This window comes from Rosenbergiella gaditana (assembly GCF_018494065.1).
GTDB classification, from domain to species: Bacteria; Pseudomonadota; Gammaproteobacteria; order Enterobacterales; family Enterobacteriaceae; genus Rosenbergiella; species Rosenbergiella gaditana.
This window is the reverse complement of sequence record NZ_JABBFR010000006.1, coordinates 132,492-152,707: the sequence shown is the minus strand read 5'-3', so window position 1 is coordinate 152,707 and position 20,216 is coordinate 132,492. Positions and strand designations below refer to the sequence as shown.

At 48.5% G+C, this 20,216-nt stretch carries 22 protein-coding genes; 18 read left to right on the top strand and 4 right to left on the bottom strand.

The genetic code is table 11. From position 1 onward, the window contains the following. The first annotated feature begins 30 nt into the window (after positions 1–30). The 9 genes from HH682_RS06560 to sixA all read left to right on the top strand — a co-directional run bounded on the left by HH682_RS06560 (position 31) and on the right by sixA (position 7,145). Positions 31–771 carry a heme ABC transporter permease gene (locus tag HH682_RS06560; protein WP_214236791.1) on the top strand — a complete coding sequence of 247 codons (741 nt, stop codon included), beginning with the start codon at positions 31–33 and terminating at the stop codon, positions 769–771. Further along, positions 768–992: a heme exporter protein CcmD gene (ccmD, locus tag HH682_RS06555; protein WP_214236790.1), complete on the top strand. Its 225-nt coding sequence runs from the start codon at positions 768–770 to the stop codon at positions 990–992. The genes HH682_RS06560 and ccmD overlap by 4 nt, the downstream gene beginning before the upstream one ends. Next, on the top strand, positions 989–1,465 hold the full coding sequence (ccmE, locus tag HH682_RS06550; RefSeq protein ID WP_214236789.1) for a cytochrome c maturation protein CcmE: 477 nt from the start codon (positions 989–991) through the stop codon (positions 1,463–1,465). The genes ccmD and ccmE overlap by 4 nt, the downstream gene beginning before the upstream one ends. Beyond that, positions 1,465–3,426: a heme lyase CcmF/NrfE family subunit gene (locus HH682_RS06545; protein ID WP_214236788.1), complete on the top strand. Its 1,962-nt coding sequence runs from the start codon at positions 1,465–1,467 to the stop codon at positions 3,424–3,426. The genes ccmE and HH682_RS06545 overlap by 1 nt, the downstream gene beginning before the upstream one ends. Beyond that, on the top strand, positions 3,423–3,980 hold the full coding sequence (locus HH682_RS06540) for a DsbE family thiol:disulfide interchange protein (RefSeq protein ID WP_214236787.1): 558 nt from the start codon (positions 3,423–3,425) through the stop codon (positions 3,978–3,980). Before HH682_RS06545 ends, HH682_RS06540 begins: the two co-directional genes overlap by 4 nt. Next, positions 3,980–4,438: a cytochrome c-type biogenesis protein gene (locus HH682_RS06535; protein WP_250318586.1), complete on the top strand. Its 459-nt coding sequence runs from the start codon at positions 3,980–3,982 to the stop codon at positions 4,436–4,438. The genes HH682_RS06540 and HH682_RS06535 overlap by 1 nt, the downstream gene beginning before the upstream one ends. Further along, positions 4,438–5,649, top strand: coding sequence for a c-type cytochrome biogenesis protein CcmI (gene ccmI / locus HH682_RS06530; protein WP_214236786.1), 1,212 nt, complete (start codon positions 4,438–4,440; stop codon positions 5,647–5,649). Before HH682_RS06535 ends, ccmI begins: the two co-directional genes overlap by 1 nt. 19 nt (positions 5,650–5,668) lie before the next feature. Beyond that, complete coding sequence (mlaA, locus tag HH682_RS06525; protein ID WP_214236785.1) at positions 5,669–6,448, top strand: phospholipid-binding lipoprotein MlaA; 780 nt, start codon at positions 5,669–5,671, stop codon at positions 6,446–6,448. Positions 6,449–6,662: 214 nt separating this feature from the next. Continuing rightward, the gene (gene sixA / locus HH682_RS06520) at positions 6,663–7,145 is read left to right on the top strand and encodes a phosphohistidine phosphatase SixA (RefSeq protein ID WP_214236784.1); all 483 of its coding nucleotides are present in this window, start codon (positions 6,663–6,665) and stop codon (positions 7,143–7,145) included. A 24-nt stretch (positions 7,146–7,169) separates the two neighbouring features. On the opposite strand, the gene smrB is transcribed toward sixA, so the two are convergent. Continuing rightward, positions 7,170–7,718, bottom strand: coding sequence for an endonuclease SmrB (smrB, locus tag HH682_RS06515; RefSeq protein ID WP_214236783.1), 549 nt, complete (start codon positions 7,716–7,718; stop codon positions 7,170–7,172). Between the two features lie 173 nt (positions 7,719–7,891). On the opposite strand from smrB, the gene prmB reads away from it, so the two are divergent. Genes prmB through HH682_RS06485 form a run of 6 tightly spaced genes read left to right on the top strand, consistent with a single transcriptional unit; the run spans position 7,892 to position 12,473 of the window. Next, positions 7,892–8,827, top strand: a complete 936-nt coding sequence (gene prmB, locus HH682_RS06510; protein ID WP_214236782.1) for a 50S ribosomal protein L3 N(5)-glutamine methyltransferase — start codon at positions 7,892–7,894, stop codon at positions 8,825–8,827. Between the two features lie 39 nt (positions 8,828–8,866). Then, positions 8,867–9,946 (top strand): chorismate synthase, encoded by a 1,080-nt coding sequence (gene aroC, locus HH682_RS06505; RefSeq protein ID WP_214236781.1) that lies wholly within the window; start codon positions 8,867–8,869, stop codon positions 9,944–9,946. Between the two features lie 10 nt (positions 9,947–9,956). Next, positions 9,957–10,784 (top strand): penicillin-insensitive murein endopeptidase, encoded by an 828-nt coding sequence (mepA, locus tag HH682_RS06500; RefSeq protein WP_214236780.1) that lies wholly within the window; start codon positions 9,957–9,959, stop codon positions 10,782–10,784. A gap of 9 nt (positions 10,785–10,793) precedes the next feature. Beyond that, entirely contained in the window at positions 10,794–11,588 is a 795-nt protein-coding gene (locus tag HH682_RS06495; RefSeq protein ID WP_214236779.1) for a TSUP family transporter, read from the top strand. Between the two features lie 18 nt (positions 11,589–11,606). Beyond that, positions 11,607–12,152, top strand: a complete 546-nt coding sequence (locus tag HH682_RS06490; RefSeq protein WP_214236778.1) for an elongation factor P hydroxylase — start codon at positions 11,607–11,609, stop codon at positions 12,150–12,152. A gap of 27 nt (positions 12,153–12,179) precedes the next feature. Next, the gene (locus tag HH682_RS06485; protein WP_214236777.1) at positions 12,180–12,473 is read left to right on the top strand and encodes a YfcL family protein; all 294 of its coding nucleotides are present in this window, start codon (positions 12,180–12,182) and stop codon (positions 12,471–12,473) included. Here the strand turns inward: HH682_RS06485 and mnmC are convergent. Then, positions 12,466–14,454: a bifunctional tRNA (5-methylaminomethyl-2-thiouridine)(34)-methyltransferase MnmC2/FAD-dependent 5-carboxymethylaminomethyl-2-thiouridine(34) oxidoreductase MnmC1 gene (gene mnmC, locus HH682_RS06480; RefSeq protein WP_214236776.1), complete on the bottom strand. Its 1,989-nt coding sequence runs from the start codon at positions 14,452–14,454 to the stop codon at positions 12,466–12,468. The two genes, HH682_RS06485 and mnmC, sit on opposite strands and share 8 nt — an antisense overlap. A 154-nt stretch (positions 14,455–14,608) precedes the next feature. Here mnmC and fabB point away from each other — a divergent pair, with 154 nt between their 5' ends. Beyond that, positions 14,609–15,829: a beta-ketoacyl-ACP synthase I gene (gene fabB / locus HH682_RS06475; protein ID WP_214236775.1), complete on the top strand. Its 1,221-nt coding sequence runs from the start codon at positions 14,609–14,611 to the stop codon at positions 15,827–15,829. Positions 15,830–15,916: 87 nt separating this feature from the next. Further along, entirely contained in the window at positions 15,917–17,110 is a 1,194-nt protein-coding gene (locus tag HH682_RS06470; protein WP_214236774.1) for an MFS transporter, read from the top strand. Here the strand turns inward: HH682_RS06470 and pdxR are convergent. Continuing rightward, on the bottom strand, positions 17,064–18,503 hold the full coding sequence (pdxR, locus tag HH682_RS06465; protein ID WP_214236773.1) for a MocR-like pyridoxine biosynthesis transcription factor PdxR: 1,440 nt from the start codon (positions 18,501–18,503) through the stop codon (positions 17,064–17,066). The two genes, HH682_RS06470 and pdxR, sit on opposite strands and share 47 nt — an antisense overlap. Before the next feature lie 85 nt (positions 18,504–18,588). Here pdxR and HH682_RS06460 point away from each other — a divergent pair, with 85 nt between their 5' ends. Continuing rightward, positions 18,589–19,029: a rhodanese-like domain-containing protein gene (locus HH682_RS06460; RefSeq protein ID WP_214236772.1), complete on the top strand. Its 441-nt coding sequence runs from the start codon at positions 18,589–18,591 to the stop codon at positions 19,027–19,029. On the opposite strand, the gene HH682_RS06455 is transcribed toward HH682_RS06460, so the two are convergent. Further along, the gene (locus tag HH682_RS06455; protein WP_214236771.1) at positions 19,030–20,067 is read right to left on the bottom strand and encodes a flagella biosynthesis regulator Flk; all 1,038 of its coding nucleotides are present in this window, start codon (positions 20,065–20,067) and stop codon (positions 19,030–19,032) included. Between the last annotated feature and the right edge of the window lie 149 nt (positions 20,068–20,216).

Here is a 20,216-nt window from a genome sequence, read left to right as displayed (position 1 = left end):
AAACAACATAATTATAAAGTGAGCATTGTTATGTGGAAGTGGTTACATCTCTTGGCGAAACCCGATCGCTTGTATCGGCTTTGTAGCCAGTGGCTGCCTTGGTTTGGCGGAGGAGCAATCAGTTGTCTTGCCTTAGGGTGGGGGTGGGGCTTTATCTTCGCGCCACCGGACTACCAACAGGGTGAGAGCTATCGCATCATGTACTTGCATGTTCCTGCGGCAATGTGGTCGATGGGGATTTATGCGGCAATGGCAGTTAGCGCACTGACTGGATTAGTTTGGCAGATGAAAATGTCAGATTTAGTGGCTAGAGCGATGGCGCCGATTGGTGCTGCATTCACCTTTATTGCCTTAGTCACCGGTTCCGCTTGGGGGAAACCCATGTGGGGGACGTGGTGGATTTGGGACGCTCGCTTAACCTCAGAACTTATTCTGCTCTTTCTCTACATGGGGATCATCGCCCTTTATCATGCGTTTGATGATCGTCGGGCTGCTGGGCGTGCTGCCAGTATCTTAATTTTAGTTGGGGTGGTGAATTTACCGATTATCCATTACTCCGTGCAGTGGTGGAATACGTTACATCAAGGCTCCTCTGGCCTGCTGCAACAAGCGATTGCCCCTGAAATGCGCACACCCTTACGCTGGTCAATTTTGGGATATTTGCTCTTCTTTATTACTCTAACGCTGAGTCGATTACGCAATCTGTTGCTATTAACCGAGCAACATCGACCATGGGCGAGAGAGATCGCACATTTGGAGAAAAAACAATGACCCCGGCTTTTCATTCGTGGGCACAATTCTTGGCGATGGGCGGATACGGTTTTTATGTGTGGCTATCCGTTTTTGTCGCGTTATTAGTGATGCTTATTTTGGTAGGACATAGTGCCTATCAACGTCGTCAATTGTTAGTGATGATCGCGACGAAGCAAGATCGTGAAAAGCGTATTATGACGGCTAAAAGGCGTAAACAGAGTACGGGAGAGAAACCATGAATCTTCGTCGTCGTAAGCGGTTAATCACTGTATTAGTCATCGTAACGGGGCTGGGCATTGCCACGGCGCTGGTTATGTATGCTTTACGCTCAAATATCGACCTGTTCTATACCCCAAGCGAAATTATCAATGGCAAAGGCGAAGATCATCAAATCCCTGAGCCGGGGCAACGTCTGCGAGTTGGTGGAATGGTCATGCCAGGCAGCGTGAAGCGCGACCCCAACACCTTAGCGGTAAGCTTTAAATTGTATGACGCAAACGGGGTCGTTTCTGTCAGTTATGTGGGAATTTTACCGGATCTATTCCGGGAAGGGCAGGGGGTCGTTGCGCAAGGCGTCTTAGCACCTAACCATCTTATCAACGCCCAACAAGTCTTAGCGAAACATGATGAGAAATATACGCCACCGGAAATTGAGGATGCAATGAAGAAAAATCACCAACAAGCAGGCGTAGCGGGGGCGGAGAAAAACTGATGATGCCGGAAATTGGTAGTTTTCTTTTATGCCTAGCCACGGGGCTAGCGTTCGTTCTGAGTATTTGGCCATTGTGGGGGGCAAGAACCCTAAACTTACGCTTAATGTCATTAGCGCGTCCCCTAAGTTACGCTCTTTTCCTGTGTATCGTGGCAGCGTTCTTGATTTTGGTAAATGCCTTTGTTGAGAATGATTTCACCGTTGCCTATGTGGTCGAGAACTCGAATACGCTCTTACCTGTCTGGTATCGGGTTGCCGCAACGTGGGGGGCCCACGAGGGTTCATTACTGTTGTGGTTATTGATGTTAAGTGGTTGGACGTTTGCAGTGGCCTGTTTAAGTCGGAAAATGCCGCTGGACTCTGTTGCCCGTGTACTCTCTGTGATGGGCATGATTAATCTTGGTTTCCTGCTTTTCCTAACCCTAACCTCTAATCCATTTATTCGAACGCTACCTAACTTCCCAGTGGACGGCAGCGATTTAAATCCGATGCTGCAAGATATTGGGCTAATTTTTCATCCCCCATTACTTTATATGGGCTATGTCGGGTTCTCGGTTGCCTTTGCATTCGCTATCGCGTCATTAATGACTGGGCGTCTCGATACGGCGTGGGCAAGATGGTCGCGCCCTTGGACGACGGCCGCGTGGGTTTTCTTAACCATCGGCATTGTATTAGGGTCGGCATGGGCTTACTACGAACTGGGTTGGGGCGGTTGGTGGTTCTGGGACCCGGTGGAAAATGCCTCGCTGATGCCTTGGCTTGCCGGCACCGCGTTGATTCACTCATTGGCGGTGACAGAAAAGCGCGGAACCTTTAAATCTTGGACGGTATTATTAGCGATTACCGCTTTCTCACTCAGTCTATTAGGGACATTCTTAGTCCGTTCCGGTGTGTTGGTTTCTGTTCACTCTTTCGCTTCTGATCCCACACGCGGCATGTTTATTCTTATTTTCTTAGTGATCGTCATTGGTAGCTCACTCCTGCTATATGCGCTGAAAGGCGGGAAAGTGCGTAGTCGTGTTGATAATCAACTTTGGTCACGCGAATCGTTCTTGCTAGGGAACAACGTGTTGCTGATTGCTGCGATGTTGGTTGTGTTGCTCGGTACACTATTACCGCTGGTACATAAGCAATTAGGGCTGGGCAGTATATCTATCGGCGAGCCATTCTTTAATACTATGTTCAGTTGGCTGATGGCCCCTTTTGCCCTATTTTTAGGTATTGGTCCGTTAGTACGCTGGCGGCGGGATGAACCGCAAAAGTTAGTCAAGCGATTAGTTATGGCAATGGTAGCGACTTTTATTGCGGCAATGGTTATTCCGTGGTGGTTGCAGGATCGTATCCAAGGTATGACCGTTGTTGGGCTATTAATGTCGCTGTGGGTCATCATTCTTACCATTATGGAATTACATGAGCGAGCGACTCACCGTCATCGTTTCTGGCAAGGGCTGACTAAGTTATCCCGCAGCCACTGGGGAATGGTCCTAGGGCATCTTGGCGTCGCGGTTACGGTAATTGGTATTGCGTTTAGTACGCAATACAGTGTCGAACGTGACGTAAGGATGAAAGCCGGGGAGAGTGTTTCGATTCATGATTACCAATTTACCTTCCGAGGCGTAAAACCTCTGCAAGGAGCAAACTATAGCGGTGGGTCGGGTGTGATTGATGTGACGCGTCAGGGTAAAAACGAAGCGGTGTTGTACGCTGAAAAACGTTTCTACACCGCAGCACGAACGATGATGACAGAAGCCGCTATCAGTGGTGGGGTCACGCGTGATCTCTACTCTGCATTGGGCGAAGAGCTAGATGATGGCTCCTGGGCAGTACGCATTTATTATAAACCTTTCGTAAGATGGATCTGGTTCGGCGGTGTTTTCATGGCAATAGGTGGAATTTTCTGTATTGCAGACCCTCGCTATCGCTCTGCGAAAAAAGCCCAGAAAAAAGGAGATAAAGCATGAATAAAAAAATTCTTTTTATTCCATTAGTCCTTTTCCTGTTACTTGCTGCCGCATTACTTTGGCAATTAACGCGTAACGCGCAGGGTGATGATCCCACTCGTTTGGAATCCGCCTTGATTGGAAAGCCTGTCCCAACCTTTCGACTGGAATCGCTGTTTGAGCCTGGGAAACGGTTTGATCAAAGTGTGTTGATCGACGGTAAACCACTCTTGCTTAATGTCTGGGCAACCTGGTGTCCGACTTGTCGTGCTGAACACCAATATGTAAACCACCTTGCTGAACAGGGTGTCAGGGTGGTGGGGCTCAATTATAAAGATGATCGTACTAAAGCCATCAATTGGCTGAATACCCTCGGCAATCCTTACTCATTAAGCTTATACGATGGTGATGGTATGTTGGGACTGGATCTTGGCGTATACGGTGCGCCGGAAACCTTCCTTATTGATGGGCAGGGGATTATACGTTATCGCCATGCTGGGGATATCAATCAACGAGTCTGGCAGCAAGAAGTGAAGCCGTTGTGGGATAAGTATTCACAGCAGGGGCAGCACTAATGTTCAGAAAATGTCTTATGTTGATCTGTGGCATGTTGCTAACGACCTCGGTCTGGGCTGCGATTGATACCTATCACTTTTCGTCGGTTGATCAAGAAGAGCAATACCGAGAACTTACCGAGTCGTTGCGCTGCCCGAAATGTCAAAATAATAGCATCGCTGATTCTTCGGCCATGATTGCCGCCGACATGAGAGGAAAAGTCTACCAATTGATGGAGCAGGGGCAGTCGCGTCAACAAATTATTGATTATATGGTGGCACGTTACGGTAACTTCGTTACCTACGAACCCCCCGTTACCCCTTCAACCCTTATCCTATGGTTGGGGCCATTACTGTTCGTGATTGGCGGTGGATTCGTCATCTATTTACGTGCGAAACGTCACCCCCAGGCTGCCAAGTTATCGGCCGAAGAGCAACAACGTTTAGCCAAAGTGATTGCCGATAAGGAGCAACAGTAATGGGAAATTTATGGTTAGTGCTGCTCGGTTTACTCGGTGTAGCCTGTGTTTGGATAGCGTTAGCCCTCGGCCATAAACCCCGAGATTATGCACAACTACGCGATGAACTGAATACGCTCTTTTACCAACAGCGCTTACAAGAGATTGAAGAGGATGATGCCCAAGGTATTGTCACCGAAAAAGCCGAGTTGGTGACAGAATTACAGCACTCGCTGCTGGCCGATCTGCCTGAGCAAGCGTCTCGTACCGTTACATTGGGAAAATCATGGGTGATGGTACCGATCATTGTCGTGGTGATAGGGGTATCACTGGCAATGTATCTCAAAACCGGCGGTATAATGCAACAAATGGAATTGAGTCAAGTTGAGCAGGATTATCCGCAGCTACGTGAACGGTTGATGAATTCTCAGGCTGAGCATCTGACCATGGGTGAGTTGCAGCAATTCTCTTTGGGATTACGTGCCTCACTGCAGAATGACCCTGATAATGTGCAAGATTGGGCAATGTTAGGCCGTTTGGGGATGGTTTTAAATAATAGTCAATTGGCGAGCCAGGCATTCGAAAGAGCACTGCGTCTAGCCCCGAACGATGCAGGGTTAAAAAGTGATTATGCAGAGGTTTTGGTTCGCTCGCCTGATCCGCAAGATAATCGTCAAGCGCAACTTCTGTTACAAGATATGCTGGTACATCAACCTCAGGATACGCGGTTATTGACCCTACTCGCGGCCGATTTCTTTGCGCAACAGAAATATTCTGAAGCCATTCGCTATTGGCAACAACTGTTGCCGAATTTAGCGCCGGGTTCTGCGCAAAGAGAGGCCGTAGAGAAAGGTATTGAGCAAGCGAAAACTAATGCTGGTCTCCAAACCAGTCAATTAACCGTCAATATCGATTTGAGTAGCTCTGCGAAAAGAATGTTACCGCAAAATGGTGTATTGTATATTTCTGTAACTGATGGTGTCTCACCTGTCCCCGTCGCGGTTAAACGGATTCCTTTAAGCCACTTTCCGTTGAGTCTGGTACTGGACGACAGTAATGCAATGGTGCCTGAGCGCCTGCTTTCGGCTCAACATCAGTTACAAGTACGTGCACGTATTTCTCGGGATGGTAGTGCTAAACCGCAAAAAGATGACTGGTTTGGCTTGAATTCAGTGGCTCGCTTCACCGGTAAGCAGTCGCTGTCTGTCATCATAGATCAGCAACAACCTTAAAATTATAACGGTGCAAAACATGGTAAATAACCTCTCTTACCGGCTAACAGCATTAAGTTTAGCTGTGCTTGTTTTAGCAGGATGCGCGAGTTCAAAACCTGATGAAACTCAGCAGACGTCACAGCGTAGTGACCCTCTGCAAGGTTTTAACCGTAAGATGTTTAATTTTAACTATGATGTGCTGGACCCTTACATTGTTCGTCCGGTTGCCGTTGCATGGCGTGATTATGTTCCTGTACCGGCGCGCACAGGAATTAGTAATGTGTTGGGCAATTTGGATGAGCCGTCTTCTATGGTCAACTACCTGTTGGAAGGCGATGTAGAACGGGCTGCTATCCACTTTACGCGTTTCTTTCTTAACTCGACACTGGGTTTAGGTGGATTGATCGATGTGGCAGGCAAAGCCAATCCACAGCTCGCGCGTGAGCATGCTCATGGTTTCGGAAGCACACTAGGGTATTATGGGGTGGGTTATGGACCCTATGTTGAGCTACCGGGATACGGCAGTTTCACTGTTCGTCAAGATGGTGGCGATTATGTTGATAACCTTTACGCACCGCTTAGCTGGTTAACTATTTGGTTATCTGCGGGCAAATGGGTACTCGAAGGCGTAGAAACCCGTGCGCAGTTACTCGATTCTGATGGCATTTTACATCAGCAAAGCGATCCTTATGCCTTTATCCGCAATGCATACTTCCAACGTTATGATTTCTTAGCCAATGGCGGTAAATTGAAGCCTGAAGATAATCCTAACGCTCAAGCTATCCAAGGCGATTTAAAAGATATCGATGCGGAATAATACCGTTCTCGCTGCATCGTATTACCCACGCTAAAACGCCCAAGCTGGGCGTTTTTTTATATTTTTTGGTGTTTTTTTATTCGCAATTACAGCGGTTTGCATCCTACTATCTTGCTATAGGGTTGACTGTCTCAGTGAGCTAAGGTAAAAAAGCAGATTCACGCGCAGGGAGTGATAGGCGCTGAATCAATTTTCCTTTCAGTAACGGTGCTTTATGCATGTTTATATAATGCGTCATGGCGACGCAGCTCTCGATGCGGCAAGTGACGCGCAACGCCCGTTGACACATTGTGGTGTTGTTGAGTCCCAACAAATGTCCCGTTGGCTAGCAGAGCAACAGTCTTCGTTTGATTTGACGTTGGTCAGTCCTTTCCTACGGGCTCAGCAGACGTTTAACGTTTTTTCTGAAAATGTCACGCTCGGCGGTAACGTTAAAACCTTAGATATGCTTACCCCTTCCGGTGATGCCAAAGCGGTGAGTGATTACCTGCAAGGCTTAGCCAGTGAAGGCGTCGAGACAGTAATGGTTATTTCTCATCTCCCTCTCGTCGGTTATCTGGTTTCAGCCCTATGCCCAGAACAGTGCCCACCGATGTTTGCCACAGCAGGTATCGCCCATATTGATTACGATGCCAATACCGCACGCGGTACTTTATGTTGGCAGGAAAGCCCTTCACGTCTTGCCACCGCAATGTAATCTCTATGCCTGATCGAAGTCGCGTTAAAGGAGAGGTGTTATCAGTTCGTCGACTTCGATCAGCATTAAGATTGCGGCATTTCCTCCAAACATTTTTGGTGCTTGATGGAACGCCATCACATAAGGATGTTGGGCTAACCAAAGTGGTATTTGTTGCTTAAGAATATGTTTGCCATGCCCATGCATGACAGATGCACAAAAAAGGCGTTCCCTTCTACACGCGGCAATCATGGCGCCCAGTTCTTTTTTCGCTTGTTGCTGAGTCAAACCGTGTAAATCTAAACAAATCTCAGGCGTATAATCTCCCCGGCGCAATTTTTTTACTTCGTAAGGATTCACATCGGCACGGGTATAGCGTACAGCCCCTTCTACAGCCAAAAGAGGTTGGTATTCATCTGAAAAGTAGTGGCTATTGTCGACCTGTTCGCTGATCAATCTTTTTTGGGGAAGGGCTCGCTCAATTTTTTTCACCAGCGGATGCAGCACGGTGTCTTGCTTAATACGACGAGTATCACCCATCAACGTTCTAAACAGGTCTAAGTCTTCTTTATCGAGGGGATTTTTACTGCTCATCGTCGTTCCAGCTACTGAATTATCATCTTGTCATTTTTAACGGCAATGCATTAAAAATCAAATTTCTCTTATAAATTACCCGGCATGAGTGAAAATAGCCGTCTATTGAAGCTGAATTTAGCATAAGTTCGTGGCAAACTAGGTAAAGTTTTGTTAGTTGCCCTGGAGGGCATGTGGATAAATTTTTTGCCGAAGAGGTGGTAAGCGACCTGCATACCATTCAGGATATGTTACGCTGGACAATTAGCCGTTTTTCCGCCGCCGATATTTGGTATGGCCATGGGACAGATAATCCTTGGGACGAAGCGGTTCAACTCGTTTTACCTACATTACATCTTCCTCTCGATCTCCCTGAAGAGATGCGTACGGCGAGATTAACGCGTTCAGAGCGTGAATTGATTGTCGAGCGTGTGACGCGTCGTGTATTCGAGCGCATTCCTGTGGCTTATTTGACCAACCAAGCTTGGTTCTGTGGTCATGAGTTCTATGTCGATGAGCGAGTCTTAGTTCCGCGCTCACCGATTGGAGAGTTAATCAATCATGGGTTCTCTGGATTAATCAATCGCTCGCCACGCCATATTCTAGATCTGTGTACGGGGAGTGGCTGTATCGCGATTGCTTGTGCTTATGCCTTTCCTGACGCTGAAGTCGATGCGGCCGATATTTCACCTGACGCGTTAGCGGTTACTGAGCAGAATATTGAAGCGCATGGCATGATGCATCAAGTCACGCCACTTTGCTCAGACCTCTTCGATAATTTACCGCCGATTAAATACGATTTGATTGTCACCAACCCTCCTTATGTCGATGCAGAGGATATGGATGACTTGCCAGATGAATATCGTCATGAACCGGAGCTCGGTTTAGCGGCGGGCCATGATGGCTTAATTTTAGTTAACCGTATGCTTGCACAAGCGACTGAATTCCTGAGTGAAGAGGGCGTGATTATTTGTGAAGTCGGTAACAGCATGGTGCATATGATTGAGCAGTATCCCGAGGTTCCCTTTACTTGGTTGGAGTTTGAACAAGGTGGTGACGGGGTCTTTATGTTGGACTATCAACAATTAGTCGAATGTAAGCCTTTTTTTGAAAATAGCTCGGCGAAATAAGTCGATTTTTTCAGCATAAATTAACGATAAGGATTAAACATGGCTGGAAATACAATTGGTCAACTTTTCCGTGTCACGACCTTTGGTGAATCTCACGGTGTGGCGCTAGGGTGCATTGTTGATGGTGTGCCGCCAGGCATCCCCTTAACTGAAGCCGATTTACAGCATGACTTAGATCGCCGTCGTCCAGGCACTTCACGTTATACCACGCAGCGTCGTGAACCTGATCAAGTTAAAATTTTATCAGGTGTCTTCGAAGGAAAAACTACTGGAACCTCGATCGGCTTATTGATTGAGAACACCGATCAACGTTCGCAAGATTATGGTGAAATTAAAGAGTTGTATCGTCCAGGCCATGCTGATTTTACCTACGATCAAAAATATGGTTTTCGTGATTATCGTGGCGGCGGTCGCTCTTCGGCGCGTGAAACCGCTATGCGTGTGGCAGCCGGCGCTATTGCAAAGAAATATCTGCAGCTAACGCATAATGTTGTGATTCGGGGCTATCTCGCGCAAATGGGCGATGTCTGCTGCGAACTGAAAGATTGGTCGCAGGTTGAACAGAACCCGTTTTTTTCACCGGACAGTGACCAACTTGAGGCGCTGGATGCGTTACTGCGCGGGTTAAAAAAAGAGGGGGATTCGATTGGCGCTAAGGTCAGCGTTGTGGCTGAAAATGTTCCCGTTGGATTAGGTGAGCCAGTGTTCGATCGCCTTGATGCTGATCTCGCCCATGCCTTAATGAGTATCAATGCTGTAAAAGGCGTCGAAATAGGGGATGGGTTTGATGTGGTGGCTCAACGCGGAAGTCAACATCGCGATGAGATTCGCAAAGAGGGCTTTCAGAGTAATCATGCTGGCGGTATTTTAGGTGGCATCAGTAGTGGCCAAACCCTTACCGCCTCTATTGCGCTAAAACCGACTTCCAGCATCACGGTACCGGGTAAAACCATTACTCGCCAGGGTGAAGAGGTCGAAATGATTACTCGCGGTCGTCATGATCCTTGTGTGGGTATTCGCGCCGTACCCATCGCTGAAGCAATGACAGCCATTGTATTGATGGATCATTTGCTAAGACATCGTGCGCAATGCGGTGATGTCACTCACTCTCAGAAATAAGGCGATTACTATGATGAAACATTGGATGGCTGGCAGTGCGCTTTTTATTGCTTCAGCCTGTGCGACCTTTGCGCAAACGCCGTGGCAGAAAATTCAGCAACCGATCGCGGGCCCTGTTCACCCCATTGGAAGCTACGCGAATGGCTGTATAGTGGGGGCGCAAGCGCTACCATTGGAGGCAGAGCATTATCAGGTTATGCGTCAAGATCAACACCGCTATTTCGGTCATCCATTGTTAATTCAATTTATCCAACGTTTTAGCCAAGATATTGCTCAACAGACTTCCGGCACTGTACTAATTGGTGATATGGGAATGCCTGCGGGGGGACGCTTTAGCAGCGGTCATGCAAGCCATCAAATTGGGTTAGATGTCGATATTTGGTTGCAACTTCCTCGTCAACGTTGGACGCCGCAACAGTTGTTGCATCCGCAGCCTCTCGATTTGGTCACAGCCGATGATAAGTCGGTGGTGAGCCGCCTTTGGAGCCGGGATATTGACACTATGGTGCGTCAAGCCGCTGAAGATCCCCATGTCGCACGTATTTTCGTCAATCCAGCCATCAAGCAGCAGTTATGCTTAGATGCAGGGACTGATCGCCAATGGTTACAGAAAGTCCGCCCTTGGTTCGCGCACCGCGCCCATATGCATGTTAGGTTACATTGCCCAGCTGACGATACTGAATGTATCGAACAACCAGCGCCCCCAGTAGGCGATGGATGTGGGGCTGAGTTAAAAAGTTGGTTTGAACCACCGAAACCTGGTGTGCATCCGATAAAACCTAACCCTCCTATTCTTCCGGCCAATTGCCAAGCGTTACTGGATAAACATTTACTCTGAGGAATAAGCATGGATTGGTTCGTTGTAACGCCTGGACTGGTGGCTGTACTGTTTGTTGTGGCAGTTCTCGCGGCTTTTATCGACTCGATTGCCGGGGGAGGGGGATTATTGACGGTACCTGCCTTATTGGCTGCGGGATTATCCCCAGCGCAAGTGTTAGCCACCAATAAATTACAGTCTGTAGGCGGTTCCTTTTCAGCCAGCCTCTATTTCGTCCGTCGCAAAGCCGTCGATCTGCGTTGTCAGTGGCTGAATATATTACTGACTTTTGTCGGGGCGGTGGCCGGTACCCTCACTATCCAACACCTTAAAGCAGATATTCTGCGTCAGGTACTGCCGTTACTCCTGATCGGAATTGGGTTATGGTTTCTGTTTATGCCTAAATTAGGTGAGTTCGATAAGGTCGCACGGCTCGAAGGGCTTGCTTACGCTTGTATCGGAGGGGGATGCGTCGGCTTTTACGACGGTTTTTTCGGCCCGGGGGCGGGATCGTTCTACGCATTAGGCTTTGTGACTTTGGCGGGCTTTAACTTAGCCAAAGCCACAGCACATGCGAAGGTACTTAATTTCACCTCGAACTTTGCCAGCTTACTTTTTTTTATGGTGGGTGGAAAAGTGGTCTGGGGGCTTGGGGCCGTAATGCTAATTGGCGCAGTCTGTGGGGCTAGATTAGGGGCTCGTTTGGTGTTAAGCCGGGGACAAAAGTTGATCAGGCCGATGGTGGTTATTGTGTCGATGGTGATGAGTGCAAAACTGTTGTGGGACAGTCATGGCGCTGCCCTGTTACAGAGTATCGGTTTATAATTACACGAAGAATAATTTATGACTCAGCAACACCATTATCAAGATATGATCACGCTGTTTGATCGCTGTTTCTATGATGATTTTAATACAAGATTAATTAAGGGTGAGGATGAGCCGATCTACTTACCCGCCGACGAAAAGTGTAACTATCATCGGATTGTTTTCGCTCATGGCTATTATGCAAGCACGCTGCACGAGATTTCACATTGGTGTATTGCGGGGGCTGAGCGCAGGCTGTTAGTGGATTTTGGCTACTGGTACTGTCCAGACGGGCGCGATGAAACGACACAGGCGCAATTTGAACAAGTCGAAATCAAACCCCAAGCATTGGAATGGATATTTTCTGTTGCCGCCGGGTTTGCGTTTAATATCAGCTGTGACAACCTTGAGGGTTCTTGTGAACCCGATCGGATTGCCTTTCAACGTAAAGTGCATGCACAAGTCATGCACTATCTTGAGCAGGGCTTGCCTGAACGTCCTGCTCGTCTTGTAGCGGCTTTGCAGGACTTTTACCATACGGAACCCCTACATTCTGCGCAGTTTTCATGGCCTGAAACGCTATAAGTAGCGCCAACACTTTTAGGAAAAGTAATGATTACAGATCTCGAAGAGCATATTCTCGATAGTATCGATAAGACGGTGGAACAGGGTTCTGACGACGAGCTTTTTGCCGGCGGATACTTGCGGGGGCATTTAACCTTGGCAGTGGCGGAGTTGGAAGCCCAACAGACCGCCGAACCTCAAGCATTAAAAGCACAAGTCGAACACAGTATCGCCCAAGCGATTAAAGCGGGCGAACTCTCCCCCCCTGACCAAAAATTAGTAACTCAATTGTGGGAAGGTCTCTATCACCGCGCGGTAGAAGAATTGTTATCCACTAAGTGATTGGTCTTCCTTTAACGCGTTTGCGAATCCAGAATCTACCGGGATGTAACGCGTTTAAGGTACTTTGATCAAGAGGTAACGGTTCTCCCCCAAGCTGAGAGGCGAGTAATTCAGCCGCCAGTGGCGCACTGCAAAGCCCTCTGGATCCAAAACCACCCAGTAGATAAACGCCTGGGTGGTAGCTCTCCACCATTTCTTCTTTAGGCTTGGCTGGTTCAGCAACGAATTGCCTATAATCGCTCAATGCACCCACCATGGGAAGATGATCGCGTGTCGCACAGCGAACGGCGATCCGTGCCTGATCGCTGATCGTGAATGTTGAAGCCCATGCGCTGTTGGGCAAGCATTGCGCTAATCGCTGTTTATTGGTGAGTTGCTCTGCTTGAGAATACTGGCAATCAGCAACGCCACGGCGATAGCTCGCCCCGATACAGTGGGTCCGGTGAGTGGTGCTTAAGGGAGTTAAATATCCTTCATAACAGAGCACAGTAGAGAGTTGACTCAGCGGCTGCTGTTCGTCAACGTGGCTCACTTGTCCGGCAACCGGATAGACTGGCAAGGACTCAGTCTGCGTAAAGTGGCTTAACTGATGGCCATTGGCTAATACCACTTGGTGATGCTGCGCGTGGCCGCCTCGGACAAAACCGAGTTGCCAGTCGCCATTGGGTTGTTGTTGAAGATTTTCTACACCGTATCCCCAGTGACACACCACACCCTGCGAGCTTACCCAGTCAAAAATTTTCGCGGTCACTTCGGCGGGCGATAACCATCCCCCTTCGGGATAGAATATGCCGCTATGTTCAATGTCTAATCCCGCAAGCTGACTCGCCTCATCAGCATTCACATATTTTGCCAATGATGGCGGCAACGAGAGTGCCACGAGTTGGTCGATTTTTTTTCGACTTTTATCATCCCAACCCAGCTGTAATACACCACACCACTGATATTCGAAGGTGAGGGGCAGACCTTGATAAAAACGTTTAGCAAAAGTGAAGGCCGCGCTAAAAAAAGTCGCGAGATGCGGATCTTGGGCATGTAGTAGCGGGTAGACAGCCCCTTGTCGATTCCCCGAAGCGTTCTCAGCAGGTTTCGCATCGGCGCAATAGTGCGTCACGTGCCATCCGCGACGTACTAACGCGACACACAGACAGGCGCTGGCAATCCCTCCACCAACAATAGCAATTTCTTTGCTCTTAGCCGGAGGGCGAGGGTACCAAGGCGTTGGATTGCTATAGTCTGGGAGGGAGGCTAGTTGCCCGACTAACATTTCGCGTTTATGCGCAAAACCTTTGCGACGAGTTACCGTAAAGCCTGCTTGTTCAAGCCCACGTCGTACAAATCCTGCTGCGGTAAAGGTCGCAAAGGTGCCATCTGCCTTAGCTGTGGTCGCTAACGTTGAGAAGAGTGACTCGCTCCACATATCGGGATTTTTGGACGGGGCAAAGCCATCTAAAAACCATGCGTCGACCTTTTGAACTAAATTCGCTTTTAGGTCCTCTAACATGTCGTTGATATCGCCAAACCAGAGGTCGACGGTAATCTGTCCCTGCTCAAAAATCAGTCGATGGCATCCTGGTAGTGCGTCGGGCCATTGTTGACGGAGCGCGCGCGAGAAGGTGGCAAGCTCAGGCCAATGATGGTGGGCTAGTTCGAGGTCTGCCAGCATTAACGGATATTTTTCACAACTGATAAAGTGCAATCGTGGTAATTTTTTGGCGCTATTCTGGCAACCTAGTTGCTGATAGCTTTGCCATAATGTCAAAAAATTCAAGCCTGTTCCAAATCCTGTCTCAGCGACAATGAAGGCGTCCTGATCAGTGTCGATTAGACGGGTGAAGAGTCGATTACCCTCTAAAAAGACGTAGCGCGTCTCTTCCAGACCGTTAGCATTTGAAAAATAGACATCATCGAAAAATTGCGAAACAGGTGTACCTTGTTCGTTCCAATGTAGGGCTGCATGGTTGATAGTGGGTGATTTCACGTCGAGGGCTCTTTGCGGAAGACTTCAGAATAGTCTAGCGATATCACAATTTATAGGCAAATTTACAAAGAGTTTATGTATTGGGGGTTGTTCGGCGTACAACTGTACGCTAAAGTGCTCACCCATAAGATGATAGTTGTTATGAGGAATGTGAATGAAACGTGCAGTGATCACTGGCTTGGGAATTGTTTCCAGCATTGGTAATAATCAGGAAGAAGTGCTGGCTTCTCTACGTGAGGGGCGTTCAGGAATCACTTTTTCTGATGAAATGAAAGATGCAGGCATGCGCAGCCACGTCTGGGGTAACGTTAAAATGGATACCACGGGCTTAATTGATCGCAAAGTTGTGCGTTTTATGAGCGATGCATCGATTTATGCTTATCTGTCTATGGCGGAAGCGGTAAAAGATTCTAAGCTGACCGAAGAGCAATATCAAAACAACCCACGTGTTGGATTGATTGCAGGCTCAGGTGGCGGCTCTCCACGTTTCCAAGTCTTCGGTGCGGACGCAATGCGTAGCCCACGTGGCTTGAAAGCGGTTGGCCCTTATGTGGTGACCAAAGCAATGGCTTCTGGTGTATCTGCTTGTTTAGCGACACCTTTTAAAATTCACGGTGTTAACTATTCAATCAGCTCAGCGTGTGCGACCTCTGCGCACTGTATCGGCAACGCGGTTGAGCAAATCCAGCTTGGAAAACAAGATATTGTTTTCGCAGGTGGCGGCGAAGAGCTGTGCTGGGAACTGGCTTGCGAGTTCGATGCAATGGGTGCGCTATCCACTAAATATAACGATACGCCAGAAAAAGCTTCTCGTACTTATGATTCCGAGCGTGACGGCTTTGTCATTGCAGGCGGCGGTGGTATGGTTGTTGTTGAAGAGCTAGAGCATGCGCTGGCACGTGGTGCACACATCTACGCAGAAATCGTCGGTTATGGCGCAACCTCTGATGGTGCGGATATGGTTGCACCTTCGGGTGAAGGCGCAGCGCGTTGCATGAAAATGGCAATGGAAGGTCTTGATACACCAATCGATTACCTTAATACTCATGGTACGTCTACCCCAGTGGGTGATGTGAAAGAGTTAGGCGCGATTCGTGAAGTCTTCGGCGACAATACTCCTGCCCTTTCTGCGACGAAAGCGATGACGGGTCACTCCCTGGGCGCCGCAGGCGTTCAAGAAGCCATTTATAGCCTACTGATGCTGGAGCATGGTTTTATTGCACCAAGCATCAACATCGAGCAAGCAGATGCGGCAGCAGAAGGGATGAATATCATCACTCAACCTACTGAGCGAGCATTGACTACAGTGATGTCAAACAGCTTTGGCTTCGGTGGGACTAACGCGACATTGACGATGCGTAAATTTACGTCATAATTAATTTATCTCAGAAAAAACGGCAGCTTAGGCTGCCGTTTTTATTGGCTTAAATAAAATCTTCCGCAGTAATAAGGGGCTATTTTGATGACACAGGATAAGTGTAATCCTGAAGAGCGCTCTGTGAAGCCCGTAGCCGTGACCTCTTTTTCTGTATTTTTGACTTATCTCACTGCAGGAATTGCGTTACCGGTCATCCCTTTATTCGTTCATGATGGCCTTGGTATGAATAATGTGATGGTCGGCATCGCTGTGGGTATTCAATTTTTCGCGACATTGGTTAATCGAGGATTTGCTGGAAAAAAAGCAGACCAACAGGGGGCAAAGCAGACAACCCGATTGGGAATGAGTGTCATTGCTTTAGTGGGAGTGGCTTATCTTCTTTCTGTTTTTGCCAGCCACTCTATTTGGCTACAATTTAGTTTATTAGTTCTAGGGCGCATTCTGCTTGGTTTGGGAGAAAGTTTTTTACTGACTGGGAATCTCACGTGGGGGCTTGGGCTGATTGGCCAGCCACGTTCGGGAATAGTGATGTCCTGGAACGGAATGGCGATCTACGGGTCATTAGCGGCGGGTGCCCCCATAGGCCTGTTTCTCTACCATCACTTCGACTTCCTCGGTGTGAGCCTTGCTTGTATCCTCTGTCCATTGGTTGCCCTGCTGTGTAATGCAAAAATACCCGCTGTACCGATTAGCGGGGGCGATCGTCCTGGTTTTACCACTGTTTTGAAACAGATTCTGACTCCCGGTGTGGTATTGGCGTTGCAGGGAGTGGGTTTTGCAGTGATCGGGGCTTTTGTTTCTCTCTATTTTGCTGCAGAGCATTGGGGGAATGCAGGCTATACCTTAACAATTTTTGGACTGGCTTATGTGTTGGTGCGAGTCTTCTTTGGCGGAATCCCCGATAAAATGGGTGGCGTAAAAGTCACCATCATATCGTTGTTCGTGGAAACAGCGGGCCTATTACTGCTCTGTCTCAGTCAACACGCGTGGCACGCATTAGTGGGGGCAGCCTTGACCGGAGCCGGTTGTTCACTAGTCTTCCCGGCCATGGGGGTCGAGATCATGAAGCGCGTGGATGCTCAGGTTCGCGGCACCGCCTTAGGGTGTTTCTCAGCCTTTCAGGATGTCGCCTACGGGGCGACTGGCCCACTTGCTGGATTTTTAGCAAATAGTGCGGGCTACGGGGCAGTGTACCTAGCGGGTGCTTGTAGCGCCCTCATCGGGGTTGTGGTCAGTTTAACGATGCTGCGTTCTGCAACACCGCGTTCAACCGCGTAACGGCATGGCGTATCGCTTGAGGCGTTAGCGCCGCGAAGCCTAATATCCAGCCGTTAATTGGCGGAGAGGTCAGGCACAGTGGCGCTAACTCAGCTAATACCAGCCCTTGTCGTCCAGCGGCAAGAGTCAGGGCAGAGGTATTTCCCTTGAGATACTCGATGGCAAGTTGTAGCCCCCCTTCCGATGGAAATAGACGTACAGTGTTGGCGGGGCATTGACTCAGTAATTCGATAAGTAAATGGCGTCGTGCTGCATAGAGTTTTTTCATTAAGCGTAAGTGACTTGCAAAATAACCTTCCGATATAAACCTTGCCACCACAGCTTGTGATAACACTGCGGTATGACTATCCATCAGTTGTCGAGCTTTGACTATTGCAGGGGCCAGTGAGGGGGGAACGACCATATAGGCAAGTCGGATCCCCGGAAACAACGTTTTGGAAAACGTTCCGAGGTAGATCACTTTCTGAGTGCGATCTAGACGCTGCAGAGAGGTGGGCGAATGATTTCCGTAATGAAATTCTCCATCATAGTCATCCTCAATGATCCAGCTATGTTGCTGAGTTGCCCAGTCTAACCATTGTTGACGCCTTGACTCACTCATGGTCATACCCAACGGATATTGATGTCCAGGAGTAAGATACGCTAATTTAGCGTTATAGGTCGGGGGTAAGGCACCTTCATTGTCTAAAGACTGAGGCACTAATACTGCACCAGCTTGGCGAAACGCATTGACCGCTCCCTGATAGCATAAGGCTTCTGTCAGTACGGTATCGCCTTCTTCCAACAACAGATGGGCAAGCAATTGTAGGGCCTGTTGTGAGCTGTTCATCACAATGATTTGTGAAGGTGTGCAATTTACTTGACGAGATAGCGTTAAATAATGACTGATAGCTCTTCGACAGTCTGCAACCCCCTGTGGATCACCGTAAAGTAAGTGCTCTGGCGGTAGGGTCTCCATGACTTGTCGAGTTATATCTGCCCACTGTTTTATTGGGAAGGCTTGCACATCAGGGACCCCTGCATTAAAGGGTTCTACATTCCGTGGATCGAGACATTGACGCTGGGCTAACAGTTGTTGTCCACGCTGCGACAAAGTGGGTGGCAGACCCTGGTATGTGGATGACGAAATCGTTAAGCGATGTTGAGCAACAAAACTGCCATGACCGGGGAGACGCGTGATATAGCCTTGGGTCGTTAATTGTTGATAAGCCGCTTCGACGGTTACGCGGGAGCAGCCGAGATCATTAGCTAACTGACGGCTTGAGGGTAAACGTTCTCCGGCGACCAATTGCCCCTTTTCAATCGCACCTCTAAGCACCCGACAAAGCTGCGTGACACGATTCCCTCGTTCAGCCAAGGTCAGGGATAACCAGATCGAAGAGCGTTGTGTCATAGTGGTCTTATTCTTTATAAAAAATTGGTCTGATCTGAACCGCTATAGTGCGATATTCTTCTCTGACTATTCAAGGAGATTTTACATGACAGACTTAACTTTATATTTCGCTGATCCCACCGATAGTGCGGCTTATCTTAACGCTAAACTGTCCTATTATATTGATGCGTGGGATCTGGCTGAATGCTGCCAACACGCCCACCCGCATTGTATCGTTCTTGATGTCCGTTCAGCTGAGCACTATAGTCTTGGCCATATTCCTGGTGCGGTTAACTTTCCTCATCGTGAGATGAATGAGCTAACGCTTCGTCAGTTATCTCAGCACGATAACTATGTGACCTATTGTGATGGAATTGGATGTAACGGATCGACTAAAGGCGCGTTAAAACTAGCCCAAGCAGGATTTAGGGTAAAAGAATTGATTGGTGGCTTAGACTTTTGGCGTCGTGATAACCATCCGATTATAGCAGGGAGTGAGCCTAAGACTTGGCCTACTGTTGTAGACCAAGTGGATTGTGGGTGCTAATTAAAGCCAGCAAAACAGCAGGAACAGTAGTGCTACTCCGATAATCATCAGCTTGAGATATGGTGAGAGTGGCCAAAAAGGAGTTTGCCCAGCTTGTGGGGCGGCAGGATGATAAATGGGTATCGGACCCGCGGTTAACGCGCCGTGTGGAGGACGCCAACCGACACCGGCACGACGGCTAAATAACACATTGAGAAGATTTTGTGCTTGCACTAAGGATAAAGGCGAGTCCACGGTCAATTGATAATGTTGTTGACAATAAGCCGCCGCTTGCTCAAGTTCTTGGGCGTTAGCGGGCTGTTTCAACCCTTGCAGGAGCTGAGCCAGATAGAGGGTGTGTTGTCCCACCAACAGTTGACGTGCCTGCAGATACTGGATCAGCAAAGGGTAGTGTTTGGCTGGGATTGGATCGCCATCTTTCAAGCCAACTAAGGCATGCAGGGTTTCCCATACACTGATCGGAGATTCGCCATTCGCGACAGACAATTTGACCACTTGTTGGCTCAGTGTCGAATGCTCGGCGGGGAGCAAACTACGCGCCGTGGGTGTGGTTTGCACTGGGTAGGGAATAGAAATCTCACCTTGCTGAAGACGGGCTAATACTTGCTGAAGTTGTGCTTGGGTGAGGGCACTCAACACAGTTTGTCCAAACTGATGACGAATATATTCGCTGACAGCTTGCCGATTATTCCCTTGTGGCAGTAAGTCGGTCAGTTGCTGCAGTTGGCGGCGTGCCAAATGGTTATTTTGTTCTTGTTTGAGGATGCCTTGTAGCCACTTTTCTGCTTCAGGAAAATGCGACGACAAGAGTTCTGCTTCACCGCCAACGTTGACATGGTGACGGATCCCTGCCCAGAGTGCAGGCGCTTTTAGGCTACTGATCGCTAAAATTTTAACGATGATGCGTTCTAATGCAGTGCGCTGCGCTGAGGTGAGCGCTTCACTGTGCAACGGCTTAGCTTTTGGGCTATTCGGGGAGGTTAAGTCGTAACGGTGTGGACCGTCGGTAAATCCGCGAGGGCCGCTGAGTGGCTGCATGGCAACATCCTTACAAAAGCTTAGAACCGGATGACCGGGGAATAGCCGGCTATCATAACAACCCCCTGATAAAATCCCAAGCGCGAATCAGTCTTTATCGCCATTATTTATCCTGTTGATGAGAATCAATCTCAGGTGTTTTCAACCCA